Source organism: Nesterenkonia alkaliphila (genome assembly GCF_009758175.1).
GTDB lineage: Bacteria > Actinomycetota > Actinomycetes > Actinomycetales > Micrococcaceae > Nesterenkonia > Nesterenkonia alkaliphila.
Map to the genome: position 1 here is coordinate 26,265 of NZ_WRPM01000071.1, position 15,269 is coordinate 41,533.

The 15,269-nt window shown below is 68.0% G+C and carries 7 protein-coding genes; 1 reads left to right on the plus strand and 6 read right to left on the minus strand.

What is annotated here, in order from left to right:
- Positions 1-220 precede the first annotated feature (220 nt).
- Positions 221-901, plus strand: a complete 681-nt coding sequence (locus GNZ21_RS10130) for a GntR family transcriptional regulator (protein ID WP_157323940.1) — start codon at positions 221-223, stop codon at positions 899-901.
- Between the two features lie 15 nt (positions 902-916).
- Here the strand turns inward: GNZ21_RS10130 and GNZ21_RS10135 are convergent, their stop codons facing one another.
- The 6 genes from GNZ21_RS10135 to metX all read right to left on the minus strand — a co-directional run bounded on the left by GNZ21_RS10135 (position 917) and on the right by metX (position 15,269).
- On the minus strand, positions 917-7,183 hold the full coding sequence (locus tag GNZ21_RS10135; RefSeq protein ID WP_157323942.1) for an ExeM/NucH family extracellular endonuclease: 6,267 nt from the start codon (positions 7,181-7,183) through the stop codon (positions 917-919).
- 305 nt (positions 7,184-7,488) lie between these two features.
- The gene (locus GNZ21_RS10140) at positions 7,489-11,052 is read right to left on the minus strand and encodes an ExeM/NucH family extracellular endonuclease (RefSeq protein WP_157323944.1); all 3,564 of its coding nucleotides are present in this window, start codon (positions 11,050-11,052) and stop codon (positions 7,489-7,491) included.
- Between the two features lie 186 nt (positions 11,053-11,238).
- The gene (gene uraD, locus GNZ21_RS10145; protein ID WP_188503374.1) at positions 11,239-11,733 is read right to left on the minus strand and encodes a 2-oxo-4-hydroxy-4-carboxy-5-ureidoimidazoline decarboxylase; all 495 of its coding nucleotides are present in this window, start codon (positions 11,731-11,733) and stop codon (positions 11,239-11,241) included.
- Positions 11,730-13,031, minus strand: coding sequence for an amidase family protein (locus GNZ21_RS10150; protein WP_157323946.1), 1,302 nt, complete (start codon positions 13,029-13,031; stop codon positions 11,730-11,732). Before GNZ21_RS10150 ends, uraD begins: the two co-directional genes overlap by 4 nt.
- On the minus strand, positions 13,028-14,104 hold the full coding sequence (locus GNZ21_RS10155) for an acetamidase/formamidase family protein (RefSeq protein ID WP_229659322.1): 1,077 nt from the start codon (positions 14,102-14,104) through the stop codon (positions 13,028-13,030). The genes GNZ21_RS10150 and GNZ21_RS10155 overlap by 4 nt, the downstream gene beginning before the upstream one ends.
- Positions 14,105-14,114: 10 nt before the next feature.
- A complete protein-coding gene (gene metX, locus GNZ21_RS10160; protein WP_157323948.1) occupies positions 14,115-15,269 on the minus strand; it encodes a homoserine O-acetyltransferase MetX in 1,155 nt (384 codons plus the stop codon).

The following is a 15,269-nucleotide window of genomic DNA, read 5'->3' on the forward strand; positions in this document are numbered from 1 at the left end:
TCCGCCTACTGTTTCACGCAGATTTCAGCAGGTAAACGCCCTGTAAATATCATGGAGGCCCATACTCCCCTCGTACAACAGGGCACTGGGTGCCGGCGAAGCCAGAGTCGATTCGGCCCTGATCAGCAATCACACTCCGACGGATTCTGCTGAACGGTATACATTGGAGGAAGCAGATAGTGTTGGTATACCGAAGTTTCGCTGGGAGGCAGCACTACTCATGACAGTTGACCGTGCTACAGAGCCGCTCTCGGAGTCCTCTGCCCAGCGGCTCTATGAGGTGATCCGCCGCCGCATCATTCTGGGCGAGCTGGCCCAAGGGGTCCGGCTGCCTGAGCAGAGACTGGCCGATGAGCTGCAAACCTCCCGGATCCCGTTGCGTGAGGCGCTCTCCAAACTCGATGCAGAAGGCTTTGTGGAGCTGCGACCCCGGCGCGGGGCGGTGGTGACCACCTGGACAGTGGAGGCAGTCCACCATCTCTTCGACAGCAGGCTGGCACTGGAGACCTCGGCGGCCAATAAGGCAGCTCAGCAGGCTGCACAAGGAGCTTCACTGGAAGCTCTTGAAGTGGCGCTGGAGCGCTCCGAGGAGCAGATGCGCAGCGGCGATGACCTGGCCTTCGCGGAGGCCAATGTCCGTTTTCACCAGGCGCTGGTGGCTCAGGCCGGCAATCCGCTCACCGACCGGCTCATGGCTTCCATCGCCGGGCAGATGGTCTGGCTCTTTCACCTGACCTCTCAGCGTGACCATGAGGTGGCCTGCCGGGCGCACCGCTCGATTGTGGAAGCAGTGCGCAGTGGGAATCCACGTCTGACCGAAACGCTGACCTACTCACATATTGAGATCGGCCGCAAACCCTCCTTCGAGGTGCTCAGCGCGCTGCTCGGAATCACCGGCTGAGCACCTCGAAGATCATCAGGCGGAGTGCTCTGAAGCTCGGCGTGCCCGGTGGTGCAGGATCAGACCCAGCAGCACCAGCAGCAGCGCTCCGCCGAGGACTGCGCCGACGGCGGCACCGGTGCGGGCCAGCCCGCCCTCGCCGTCCTCATCGGTCTCCCCGGGCTCAGTGGGTGAGGCGGTGGGGGTGCCCGTCGGATCAGCCGTGGGGTCCTCCGTCGGATCTGGGGTCGGATCAGCCGTGGGATCCTCGGTCGGGTCCGGGGTTGAGCCGCCGGCCGGGTCGAGCACCGTCAGCGGGGCTTCGGCCAGCACCTCGGCCTCAGCGTTCAGCGCCTGCACGGCATACTGGGCGGGGTCGGTCTCCTCGGGGATGGTCACCGTGGTGGTGAACTCACCCTCCGCGTCGGCCTCCACGGTGCCCAGCTCGGGGTTCAGCCGCAGCGTCAGCTGCTCCCCTGCTGCGAATCCGGTTCCCTCCACGGTGATCTCCTCACCGGGCTCAGCCGCGCTGGCACTCAGGGTGATCTCCGGGTCCGGGTCGGCGGCGTCGTCGTCCTCGAAGGCACCCTGGAAGTCCAGCACGTAGTCGTGGGTGAAGAACTTCATGAACTCCGGGGTCAGGCTCTGTGCCTCAAGCCCGTTGTCGTAGAGGTCCACAGTTCCCACGTCCTGCACCACGCGGATGGTGGTGCCGTCCTGCAGGTTGGGCACCAGCGGCAGGGACTCGTAGGAGCCGTCCTTGTCCCACATGCTCAGCTCGTTGACCGACTGCACCGGGGCGTCCTCGGGGTCCCCGGTCCAGCCGAAGATCGCGAAGTTCCCAGCGTCGTCAGCCGAGCCTGCCTGGATGGCGTAGTAGCCGTCCCCGGTGTTGGCCATACCGCGGATGGCGCGGCCGTCCAGGTCCAGCAGGTGGTAGTCGGTGATCTCGATCTCCGCACCGTTGACCGTGACGTCATAGATATCGGCAATCTCGATGATCAGCGCGTGGTCGCCCTCGCTGCCAGGATCATCGTTGCTGCCCACGCCGGTCTCAGGATCCACCAGTGGGGAGCGGAAGGCCAGCCACAGTGACTCGCCGTCGGGTGCGATGGCCGCGCCCTCCACGTTGAGGCTGTTCGGGCCCTCCACGGAGTAGCCGGGCTCAATAGCACGCTCAAACTGGAATGCGCCTGCGCCAAGCCCGTGGCCGTCTGCGTTGTCCCACTCCACCAGAGCCTCTTTGAAGCCGCGGGCGTAACCCAGGGTTTCCAGCTCAGCATCAGCGCCGGAGCCGCTCAGCTCGGTGGCGGCGATGGTATCGCGGTCGGGCCGGACGTTGCCGGAGCGGGAGTTACCGATCGAACCCAGCCAGAAGATGGTGTCGCCCATCCGCGCCGAGGATTCGATGTCCCAGGTCTCCCCTGGTCCCCGCTCGTAGGGGATGTGCTCGTGGTCCTCACCCTCAATCGGGAAGAAGTTCACCGGCACATCGAAGGTTGGCCCATAGAGCCGGATGCCGAGGGTATCGTCGTCACCCACCAGCAGGTAGCCCTCGCCCACATCCTGAGCAGTAGAGGCATCGGCGATGCCCACATGGGCCAGGGCGTCATCCAGCGGCAGGGAATCCGAGACCCAGTAGCGCAGCGTGGACTCGGCAATCTCCTCGCCGTCAAGCACCGCCGTGATCTCCAGCTCAGTGATGCCGGAGGAAACCGGCTCAGCCGCCAGCGTGTAGCTGCCGTCCTCATTGGAGGTGATGACGACGCCGTCCCCGGTCACCACATCCTGGTCACCGCTGGTGATCTGGAACTCGACTGCGCCTAGCTCGCTGATCTCATCACTGCCGAGCACAAACCGAGCCTGCGGGTTGGTCTCAGCGCCGAGCACGGCGGAGAGCGCATCGCCCTCACCGTAGGGCACCTGGACCTCCCAGTCGATGTCGGCGGGAAGCGGCGCTGGCGCGTCGACCTCCACCGCCCCGCCGGGCTGGAAGTCAGGGGCGAAGGCCACTCCGCGGAAGGCGTAGTTTTCCTCGGCGGTGGCAATCACCTCGGATTCGGCCTCGTCCAGCCCGTCGGTGTCGAGGATCTGGACCAGCTCGTTGCCGAACCCGGATCCGCGGGTGGCGTAGATGGCCACGCCGGCCTCGGTCTCTGCGGCTTCCACGCCCCAGAACTCGCCGGGGTAGGCGGAGTCAGGCTCCCAGGCGCCGTCGACCTCGGCGTAGCGCACCAGGGCCGGCTCCTCACCCTCGGTGAAGGCCACGTAGAGGTAGTCTCCGGCGAAGACGAAGTCGTGCGGGGTGTCGCGGCCCTCTGGGGTGGCTGCGATCACCACGAACTCCTCCTCGCTGATGGTCTCGGTGGGCACTCCGGTGCCGACCTGGACGATTCCGCTGTAGTTGGAGCGGTCGGAGGAGACGTAGAGCTGGTCGTTGTAGATGCCGGGCACACGGTGGTTGCGCAGCTGACCGGAGCTGCCCGGGACGACGACGCTCGGGTCGTCGCCGCCGGCTTCCACGGTGAGCACGCCGGCGTCGTAGGGAGCCTGGGCGTCGTTGTTGCCGTGGCCGGCAACCCAGTAGCGGGTGCCGTCCAGGGCGGCTACGCCGCGGATATGTCCGCCGCTGAAGGCCCCGGCCAGGGAGGTGGAGACGTCCACGGTGCCGTCTGGGCGGATCGCTGCGACCACTCGCTCAGTGCCCAGCTCGGTGAGGGCACCGTTGGTGGAGGCGCCCAGGTCGGCGTCGTAGCCGCCGATCACCAGGGTGGAGCCGTCGGCGGAGAGCTGCAGCGCGCCGGCCTGGTCCCGGTCGGCCCCGAGGACGAACCGGTGCTGGCCGTCCTCGTCGCCGGCGTAGGGGATGCCGGTGATGCCGTTGAGGGTGCCGTCGGCCTCAAAGAGGTGGATGTTCACGGGGACACCCTCGTTGCCGGTGCGTTCTCCGTCACCGACCACCGAGACCGCCAGCTGGTCGATCTCGATCTCCGGCTCGGTCTCAGTGCCCACAACGATGTCCGCGATGATCGGGTCATGGTCGGAGGCCCGCCAAATCATGGAGTTCCACTCCTCGGTCCCGTAGATGCCCTCGGTGCCGGAAGCCTCATACCGGCTGTACTCCAGGGCGATGGGTTCTGCAGCGTTGGTGGACCAGATTTCAGTCTGCACCACAGTCTCGGCTGCGGAGTCTGTGGCGAAGACATGGTCGAGGGAGCCGACCTCGGAGCCGAACTGATAGGACCACTGGCCCGGCTGGGAGGAGAGGTTGACGTAGCCGCCCTCTTCAATGACCTGCAGAGGTGTCTCCGCGTCATAGGAGTTGAAGTCGCCCATCAGGTAGATGCGGTCGGTCTCGTAGTACTCTGCGAGCTCTTCGCTGAAGGCCACCAGTCCGGCTGCCTGGCGGGTGCGGTCGCCGTTGAAGGCGCCCTCGCCGCCGGTCTCGACGTTGTCTCCGTCACCGGAGCCGCCCTTGGACTTGAAGTGGTTGACCACGGTGACGAAGCGGTCGTCCTCGGTGCCGTCGACCGGCTGGAATACGGCCGCCATGGGTTCGCGAGCGTTGGAGTAGACCTCGTCCAGGGTCTGGCCCTCGGTGGTCCACTCGGCGAGGTCACCGAGGTGGGTGACGCCGTCCTCGAAGAGGATGACAGAGTCGATGAACTCGACGGCCTCAGGCTTGTAGATGTACCCGTTGCGGATGACATCCTCGTTCTCGGGGTGCTCCTCAACCGGCACGAAGTCCCAGGTGCCCTCGCCCTCCACGGCGTTGAGGGCGGCCACCAGCACCTCGTGGGCGTAGTCGCGGTGCAGGTCCAGGTGGTCCAGGGCTCCGGAGTTCTCGATCTCCTGCAGGGCCACCACATCAGCGTCCATCGCGATGATGGTGTTGACGATGCGGGCCTGCTGGGTCTCGAAGTGCTCCTGGGTGTAGGCGCCACGCACGGTGCACCAGTTCGCAGTGGTGGGGTTACCGAAGCGGTCCTCGTGGAACTCACAGCCGGCCTCGTCCTCGCCCACATTCGGGAAGTAGTTCAGGACGTTGAACCCGGCCAGGCGCACATCGCCCTCGCGCGCCGGGGGTGCGGCGTTGTCGGTGCGAGTGTCCTCGAAGGTCACCGGCTCCGCCTCGGGGCTGCCGGGCAGGAAGGCGGTGGGCTGGAAGCGCCAGGAGTCGTAGCGGTACTCCAGGATGACCGGGTCGTGGAAGTCCACGCCGGCGCCCACCCGCGGGGTGACCTCGGCGGAGAGGTAGGGCAGCGGCATGTGCCGGTCGAAGGCGAAGCTGGCCCAGCGGTTGCGTCCGCCGTGGTCGAGCCAGATGAGCCGCTCGGCGTTTTCCTGAGCCAGTGCCTGCTGGCCCTCGCTGCCCGGGGCGTGGATGGTGGTGGGGATGCTCAGCGGCTCGGTGCCGTCGACCAGGCCCAGCCAGCCGCCGATATTGTCAGGGTTGCCGTACAGCAGCGAGTAGTTGTCCGTGATGGTCCACTCCCCGGCGGGCTCAATCAGCATGCCGAGCAGCGCGGGGCGGTCCTCGACGGCGACGAAGCCCTCGTAGGTGACGGGGACGATCTCAGCGAACTCTTCGTCCAGCACTTCGATCTCAGCGCCGGTGAGCTGCAGCTGAGCAGAGCTGCTGGCGCCGGTCTCGCGCCAGGATCCGACCACGGCAGTCACCTCGACATAGTCGCCGGGGTCCACCTCGGCGCCGTCCCAGGAAGTGCCCATGTAGACGAAGATCGCGCAGGAGGTCTCCGGCAGTGCGTCGAAGGCCTCCTCGCCGCAGGCGCCGGGGGTCTGGATGTAGAAGCCGTCGTGGGCGCGGGAGTCGTTCTCAGCGTCGGAGTAGTAGCCGGTGACCACACCGCGGGTGGTCACGGACTCGCCGTAGAGGGCGGCGTCAGCCGGGTCGAGGGAGGTGGTGGCGCGAATCTCCGCGATCTCGACCTCCTCCGGGTCCTCAGGGGTGGGGGTCTCATCGCCGCCGCGCTCGCCCGGGAGCTGCTCACCGGCGGCGTTGGTCGCGACAAACTGCTCGGTCAGGACGAAGTCGGCCACATTGTCCAACGAGGGGCCCTCGATCTCGCCGGTGCGCTGGAAGGCACGGACGTCGTCGTTGCTCTCCAGGGTCTCGGCCGGAGCTGAGCCGGACCATGCGTGGGCGTTGCCGTAGCCGATGATGTCGGCGACGTCCTCACGTCCCTCGGGGTCGATCGCGCCCTCGAGGTCCACCACGGAACCGGTGGTGGTCAGCGTGAGGGTGTAGTCGAAAGTGTGGATCCAGTCGTCGATGACGACGTCGGAGTGATCCCGCAGGGAGGTTCCGGCGTCGTCGCCGTAGTTGCTGCCTTCGATGGCGATCAGGTAGTACCCGCCGGCTTCGATGCTGCCGGAGAGGGCGTGTGCACGGTTGAAGCTGCCCGAGGCGTTGGTGTACTGCAGCGACCAGCCGTCGAGGTCAACGGGCTCCTCACCGTAGTTGTGGAGCTGCACGTAGCGGTCGGAGTAGATGGACTCCGGCTCAGCGCCTTGGGTGTAGACGACGTCGAAGGCGACAGTGGACTCGCCGTCGGCGGGCGGCTCGGGCGCCTCGTCCTGCCCGGCTGCAGGGCCGCCGGTGAAGTGCGGGTCGGCTGCGGCTGGCGCGAAGTCCGCGGAATTGTCAGAAGTGCTGCCTATCCGGTGCAGGGTCTCGGGGTTGTTCGCTGCGAGGGCCGGAGCGCCGATGAAGAGGGAAGCGTCGCCCCAGCCCAGAGCGTCGACCACATCCTCGTGCTCGCTCAGGTCGCCCTCAACTGCCTCCACCGGCTCGGGAGTGGAGAACAGGACAACGGAGGATCCGCCGCCCGCGAAGTTCAGGATGTTCCCGGCGTCGTAGTCGTACTCAATGGGATCCTGGCCGTTGCCGGGGCCCACGATGAGGTAGTTGCCGCCGGCCGGGATGCTGCCGGCCAACTGGGCTTCGCCGCCGGAGTAGGCATTGCCGTTGGCCTGATAACCCTGGACGGACCAACCGGAGAGGTCGACGTCGGTCTCGCAGGTGTTCTCCAGCTCCACATAGCGCTGGTGCGGGGAGGCGCCGGAGCCGCCCCGGTTGTTCACCTCGGAGATGACCACGCAGTCGGCGCCGGGAGCCTCGGAGCCACCGGTCATCGGCATGATTTGCGGGGCGGGGCCGGAGGTGCCGGCGGCGGCCGGGGCGAGGGGTGCGCCCAGCAGCGCGGCGACGATGCCGACACTTGCCAGGGACTTTGTGATGCGGGCGGGCAGCGAGCGCGGAGGGACAGTATCAGTACTCATCAGAAGCAGTCGATCCTCATCAAGAGACAGCGAGTGGATGGCGCTTCCGAGCCTGCCGGGGAAGGAACCCGAGCCTCAGAAGCGACCATCAGTGAGCCAACCAGGCGGATGTTAACTTTTGGTGACAAAAGGGCTAACTCCCCCTGGCCAGGCAGCGGGCCGCACCCCTGCAGGGCCCGGATATTCGCTGGAGAAACGATCTCGGAGGTTGTCTGCCGGAAACGCGAAGGACCGTGTGCGCTGGGCGGTTTCGCTCCACGGCGCACACGGTCCTCTCACCGCCGGCAGTTCACCGGCTCATCGGTTCAGCAGTCGCTGATCTCCTCCCACGGGCCCCAGGGCTCACCGGGAGCCTGGCTGCGGGAGTACCACTTGGCGGTGTAGACGGTGCCGTGATGCACTACGGTCTCGCCGCCGGTGAACTCGGTGCTGGCGGCCCAGGCCGGGTAGGTGCCGGTGGCGCATGCGGTGGGGGCCCCGATCTCGGACCAGGCACCCCAGGGGGAAGCACCGGGTTCCTGGTTCTGGGTCCACCACAGGGCTTCAAAGACCCGGCCGTTATGCTCCACGACCTCACCGCCGGTGTAGACGGTCCCGGCCTCCCATGCCGGGTGCTCCGGCTCCTCGGGCTCGCCGGTGTCACCGGTGAGCAGGATGTCGGTGATCACCGGGTCATGGTCGGAGGAGCGCCAGTAGCCGTTCAGCGGCCCGGCGGAGAGGTCCAGGCTGTCGTTGAGCCCGGAGGTGCCGGTGGAGTTGAAGCGGGTGTACTCCAGGGCAATCGGCTCCGGGGAGTTGATCTGCCACTTTACGGTGCTCTGCACGGTCTCGGCTGCGCCGGGGGAGGCGAAGAGGTGGTCCAGGGAGCCGGACTCGCCGCCGAAGACGTATGAGGTTCCGGCGTCCTTGCCCAGGTTGGTGTACCCGGCCTCTTCGATGACCACTGCCGGGTCCTCGGCCGCATACGAGTTGAAGTCGCCGGTCAGGTAGAACTTGTCCAGACCGTAGTACTCCTCCAGGGCCAGGGTGAAGGCCACCATTGCCTCGGCCTGCAGGGTGCGGGTGTGGTTGTAGCTGCCCGCGCCGTCTCCGGTGTCCACATCACCGGGATGGGTGACCCGGCCGTCGTCGCGCTTGGACTTCAGGTGATTGACGATCACCGCGAACTGGTCGGCCTCGCCGCCGTCCACCGGCTGAAACAGCACCGCGAAGGGCTCACGGGCGTTCGAGTAGATCTCATCGATATCACCGATCTCCTCGAAGTAGCTGAGGTCCAGGTGGTCGATGCCGTCTTCGAAGAGGATCATCGCATCGATGACCTCGAGCTTGTCGGTGCGGTAGATGTACCCGTTGCGGATGACATCCTCATCCTCCGGGTAAGCGCGCCCGTCCGGCAGGGCCACGTAGTCCCAGTCCTGGCCGGTGGCCGCACTGACCTGCTCTGCCAGGCGGCGGTGTGCGTAGTCGCGGTCCTCGCCGAAGTGGCGGGAGTTCTCGATCTCCTGCAGGGCGATGACATCGGCGTCCATCGCCACGATGGCCTCGACCACTTTGGCCTCGCCGTATTCGAAGAGCTCCCGGCTCCAGGCGCCGCGGCTGGTGCAGCCGTTGAGGGTGGTGGGGTTGCCGTCGATGTCGGTGTAGGTCATCGACTCGGTGCAGGTGGGGTCCAGCTGACCGTAGTGCGGGAAGTAGTTGAGCACGTTGAAGCTGCCCATCCGCAGGTCGCCCTGCCGCTCGGGCAGGGCGACCGATTCACGGGTGTTCTCGAACTGCACCGGCTCGGACTCCGGATCACCGATCACGGTGGACAGCGGCTCGAACATCCAGTGCTGCAGCCGGTAGTCCAGCACCACCTGGTCGGTCCAGTCCACACCTGCTCCGACCCGCACCGGGGCATCCGGGCGCAGGTAGGGCAGCGGGCGGTCGGACTCGGCCCAGTTGGTCCAGCGGGTCTGTCCGCCGTGACCCAGGGTGATCATCCGGGCCTGGTTCTCCTCGGCCAGCGCCTCCCGCTCCGGGGAGGAGGGATGGTGCAGGGAGGTCGGCAGCCAGAGCGGCTCAGTGCCGTCGGTCAGGGTGATCCACCCGCCGATGGAGTTGGGGTTGCCGTGCATCAGGCCGTAGTTGTCGGTGATGGTCCAGCTGCCCTGCGGCTCCACGACCATGCCCAGCAGGGCGGTGCGCTCCTGGGCGCGGAAGTCCCCTTCATAGGGGAAGGGCACGACCTCGGCATAGTGCTGCTCGATGATCTCCTGGTCCTCCACCAGCTCGGTGAAGCCGGAGAGCTGCAGGTGCCCGTTGAAGGATGTCACCTCTGCTTCGATCTCCACGAAGTCGCCGGTGCCGAACTGGTGGCCGCCGGCCGAGCCGCCCCAGCTGCCGCTGTAGACGAAGATGGCGCAGGAGACCTCGGGCAGCCCGTCGAACTCCTCGTCACCGCAGGCCCCGGGGTCCTGGACATAGAACCCGTCATAGCCGCGGCCTTCGGAGGATCCGCGGAAGTAGGTGCCGGTGATGACTCCGCGCACCACGACGTCCTCGCCGTAGAGCGCGGCATCGGCGGGGTCCAGGCTGGGCTCGCCGCGGATCTCCGCGACGGTGACCAGCTGCGGCTCCTCCGGTTCCTCCGGCTCGCCGGGCTCCTCGGAGCCGTCCTCGACAGCGGAGCCGCCTGTGTAGTGCGGGGAGTGCTCGCCGGGGCTGAAGTCCTCGGCGTTGTTGCCGGTGCGGTCAGTGCGCAGCAGCGCCTGGGCGGTGCTGGGTGCGGCGGCGCTCTCTCCGATCCGTACGGTGGCGCTGCCCCAGCCCACGGCGTCGATGACTTCTTCCACCTCGGAGACGTCTCCGGAGACGGCCACCGGCTCGGTGGAGAAGAGCACCACGGAGGAGTTGGCGCCGGCGATGTTCAGCGCGTTGGCCGCGTGGTGGTCGGAGTTCAGCTCCTCCTGGCCGGCGGTGCCGGGGCCGGTGATCAGGTAGTGCCCGCCGGCAGGAATGCTGCCGCTCAGGGAGGGGGAACCGCCTGAGTAGGGGGTGCCGTTGGCCTGGTAGCCCTGGATGTGCCACCCCTCCAGGGCGACGTCGTCATCACAGGTGTTCTCCAGCTCCACATAGCGCGGGTAGGGGGAAGCCGTGCTGCCGCCGCGAGTATTGACCTCGGAGATGACCACGCACTCGGCCTCCTCGGGAGTCTCCGGTTCCTCGCCGGCGGCGCTGCCCGTGTAGCGGGGGCTGTGCTCGCCGGGGGTGAAGTCCTCGGCGTTGTTGCCGGTGCGGTCGGTGCGCAGCAGCGACTCGGTGGTGGCAGGGGCTGCCGCGGCTGAGCCCAGCCGCACGGTGCCGGATCCCCAGGCCACCGCATCCACCACCTCAGGGGTGCCCGAGACGTCTCCGGAGACGCTCACCGGCTCAGTGGAGAAGAGCACCACGGAGGAGTTCGCACCCGCGACGTTGATCCGGTTGCCGGCAGCATGGTCCACACCGGGCAGCTCGGACTGGCCTGCCGCACCGCTGCCTGCGATGAGGTAGTTGCCCCCGGCCGGGATGCTTCCGGTCAGCGCGGAGTCGCCCCCGCCGTAGGGGGTGCCGTTGGCCTGGTAGCCCTGGATGTGCCACCCGTCCAGGGCGACATCGTGGGCACAGGTGTTCTCCAGCTCCACGTAGCGCGGATACGGGGATGCCGTGCTGCCGCCTCGGGTATTGACCTCGGAGATCTCCACGCACTCGGCCCCCTCGGCGGCCTGGCTGCTCTCGGTGTCGGCGGAGGCAGGTGCGAAGGAGGCTCCGATCAGCGCGGCTGCGAGGCCGACTCCGGCGAATCCCCTGGTCAGGCGGGCGCGTAGGCTCCCGGATTCAGATACAGGCATAGCAAGGCTCTCTTCGTTCAGGAAAGGCGAGTGATTTCTCCCTCATCTAACCATGCGAAAGCCACCAGCACATGACGTTCAGCTGAACTTCTTCCCCTGAGGCTGCCGTTCTGCGCACCATTCAATATGTTCAGCCCACACCGCCATCCATGGCCTTGTATTCGCCAGCGGTCGTGCTCCCAGCCCTCAGGCGGGAACAGCATCCTGGAGGCGCAGCAGCGCGATCTCGGCCAGCTGCTCGCGGCGGATGCGGGCCTCTGCAGCGTCGTCGTTCTCCAGACGCTCACGCAGTGCAGCCAGCATCTGGGCCGAAGACCGCCCTTTGGCGCGGATCAGAAAGATCCGGCCGAACTTCTCCTCATAGTCCCGGTTGGCCGCCAGCCACTCCTGCCGGGCCTGCTCGTCCTCGCTGAGGCTGCCCTGCTCGGCACGCGAGGCCTGAGCCTCGGCACTGTTCCCGGAAGCTCTCTCCCCGATCCGCGGGTGGTGGGCCAGCGCGGCGTCGACCTCCTGGTCGGTCCACCCCCCAGCCAGGGACGCCGCGGTCTCCAGCATCTCCTCCCGGGAGCTATAGGGGCGGCGGGCCAGAAGACCGGCGCGCCAGGAAGCGATCGGGGCGCAGGCTTCCAGCAGCTCCCCTGCCTCGCCGGCCTCCGCGGTGTTGAACGCCTCCAGCTTCACTGTGCACCAGCCAGACGTACGGCATAGCGGATCAGCGCCTTATCGCTGCCGGCCGGGCCGATCAGGCTCATCCCAGCGGGCAGCCCTGAGGCAGTGGTGACGGGAACATTGACCGCAGGCAGCCCGGAGAGGCCGGCCACGGAGGTCAGCAGCAGATTACGACGCCGCACCCGGCCGGAGTGCTCAGACCCCGCCTCCGCCTCCTCCACCGTGGGGGCCACTGAGGCGGCGGAGGGCAGGACCAGCACCCCGTCGGCGACCCAGGACCGGATGGTCTCCCGCGCCGCCGCCAGCAGCTCGCGCCCGGCGGCTGCCTGCTCAGCGGTGACCTCAGCGGCCTTCGCGTAGCGCTCTCCCACCTCGGGCGTCATGGCCTCCCAGTGCCTGCTGATCCACGCACCGTTATTGGCCCACGCCTCGAAGACCTGCACCGTCTGGAAGGCCTCGTCCAGCCAGCGCTCCAGCAGCTCCGGCTCCGGGCCCAACAGCTTCTCCGCGGTGTCTCCGTTGAGCTGCTCCAGCCGGCCCACCAAGCCGTGGACCGCCTCGGTCACCTCAGGGTCAGCCAGTCCGAACAGGCTCGGGGCGGTGCGCAGCCGGCCCAGCGGCCGCTCGGCCTCCCAGGCCACCGGTCCTTTGGGCACAGTGGGGATGGAACCGGTGGTCCCCATCCCACCCAGCGCTGAGGGTGCTGAGGGCACGATCTTCTTCGGCCTGGGCACCAGCACCTCGGCCACTGCAGCCAGCAGCTGCGGGGTGCGGGTGAGCCAGCCGACGGTGTCGAAGCTCTGCGCCAGGGGGTGGACCCCCTTGATGGGCACCAGCCCGTGGGTGGGCCGGATGCCCCAGAGCCCCTGGTAGGCGGCCGGCACCCGGATGGAGCCTCCGGTGTCGGTGCCCAGCCCGATGCTCACCTCCCCCAGGGTCACCGCGGAGGCTGAGCCGTTGGAGGACCCGCCTGGGATCCGGCCGGGGGCCGCCGGGTTGGGCGGGGTGCCGTAGTGGCCGTTGGTCCCGGCGAGGGAGAGCGCGAACTCATCGGTCTGGGAGATTCCAGTGATCTCAGCACCGGCCTCCAGCAGGGCCTGCACGGCCGGAGCGGAGTGGGTCTGAGGGCCCGCCTGGGACAGGAACTCCGGGTTGCCGGCGCCGATGGGGTGCCCGGCTACCGCGAAGAGGTCCTTGACCGCCACTGTCTCACCGGTCAGCGGGCCGGTCCCGGCGGCTGGGACCAGGGGCGCGCCCTTGGTGCGCCATACCGAGCGGTCGTAGGTGTCCGTGCTGGCAGGTGTGCTCATATCTGGATGCTCCTAAAGTCAGCTTTGCGCACGGCGGCATGCACCCCTTTGACGAGGTCCACCACCTGGGAAATGTGAAAGTCGGTAGCTGCCGAGAGGTAGGCGTAGGCGTGTTCGGCATCCAACCCCCAGCGGGCCTGCAGCAGGGCGATCGCATGCCGCACACAGTTCTGCACGGCGGTGTCCAGGTCCTCGTCCATGCCGGTGGGGATGAGGTGCTCCGCAGTCTCGGCAAGCGGGCCCAGCTGTTCCCCGAACTCACGCAGGGCGTCCTCGCGGGCGACCACGTCGAACTGGACGGTGCCGCGCAGGCTGGCCTCCATGGCGGTCAGCGCCACCTCCCCGTCGCCCTGGGCGAAGTGCGGGTCGCCCAGGAACGCCAGCGCCCCGGGCACCTGCACCGGCAGGTAGAGCGCGGAGCCCTCGGTGAGCATCCGGATGTCGATGTTGCCGCCGTGCCGGCCAGGGGGCACGGAGTGCGGGCGGACGTCGTCGTCGACTGCCACCCCCATCGTGCCGAAGAACGGCTCGAGCGGGAACCTGATGCTGCGCGGGGCCCCGGCGGACGGGGCGATGGCGCCCTGGTCGCCGTCCACAGCCGCGAAGATGGAGACATTGTGCTCCCCGCGGGGGAATTCGGGCAGCGCGCCCCTGCCGTGCCGGTTGGAGATCACCCCGTAGGGCACCCTGCGCTGCAGCTCCAGGATGCTGATCTTCAGCAGGTCCCCGGGCTGGGCCCCCTGCACGTAGATCGGCCCGGTGTTCACATGCGGGCCGTCGGCGGCCGGGTCCCGGGGCCAGTCGCTGGCGGCCAGGGCTGCGGCGTCGGTGAGCACCTGCTCAGGGGCCACGCCGTGGGACCCGAAGAAGGCCACTGGGTCACGGCCCTGGTCCTCCAGAATGCCCTCATGGGAGATGGTGTCTACGGTGACCCGTTCGCCGGGACTGACCCGCAGCACCGGGGTGTCGCGGCGGGAGGGCAGCCGGCCCCACAGGACGGTGTCCGGCTCAGCGGGAAGGTAGTGCGGCACATCCTCAGGGAGGTGCTCGCCGGGCTGCAGGATCTGTGTCACCTGAGCCACTCTATAGGCCGAGCGTTACACGAATCTGACGTCCCAGCTGCTCAGCGGAGGTGAGGAAGCCGTCATGGCCGATATGCGAGGTGATCAGGTGCACCTGGTGCTCCCCGGGCAGCAGGTCCGCGATCTGCTGGGACTGTTCAGGGAAGTAGAGCCGGTCGGTGTCCACCGCGGCCAGCAGCGGGACGGCGCTGACCTGCGCCAGGGCTGCTGCCACTCCCCCGCGGCCCCGGCCCACATCGTGGCTGATCAGCGCCTCGGCCAGGGTAATGTATGCGTTGGGGTCAAACCGTTGGGTGAGCTTTGCGGCCTGGTGGTCCAGATAGGACTCCACCTGGTACCGGCCGGTACGACGACGCCGCCCGGCCAGCTCGGTGCCCCCCAGCGGGTTCTCCGCCCCTTGGGGAGCGCGGCCGAAGCGCAGGCCCAGCTCGGCCTCCGTGCGGTAGGTGATATGGGCGATCCGGCGGGCCAGGCCCAGCCCGGCCTCCGGGTGCGGGCCCGCGTAGTAGTCCCCACCGTTGAAGTGCGGGTCGTTGCGGATGGCCAGCACCTGGGCCTGGCCGAAGGCGATCTGCTCCGCGGTGGAGGCCGCCCCGCAGGCGAAGACTCCGAAGCTGCGCACGAACTCCGGGTAGGTGGCCGCCCATTCCAGGGCCCGGGCCCCGCCCATCGAGCCGCCCACCACTGAGTGCAGCCGGGTGACCCCCAGGTGGTCCAGCAGCCGCTTCTCCAGGTGCACGGAGTCACGGATGGTCACGAACGGGAACCGGGATCCCCAGGGGGTTCCGTCCGGAGCGGCCGAGCCCGGGCCGGTGGATCCGTAGCAGCCGCCGACCATGGCTGGAGCGATCACGAACCACCGGGAGGTGTCGATGGGCCGGCCCTCCCCCAGCAGGCCCTCCCACCAGCCGATGGCTGGGTCAGTCGGTGAGGAGGCCACATGGGTGTCGCCGGTGAGCGCATGGGCCACCAGCACGGCGTTGTCGCCTGCGGTGTTGAGCTCACCCCAGGTCTCATAGGCAACGGTGACAGCTGGTAGGTGCCCCCCGGTCTCGAAGGTGAAGGGGCCGGCGTCGTAGGTTCTCAGGGCCCCTGCGGGCCGGGTGCCGAGGTCATTCTCGACAGCACCCACCTTCTCCTCCGGCACCAGGGACAT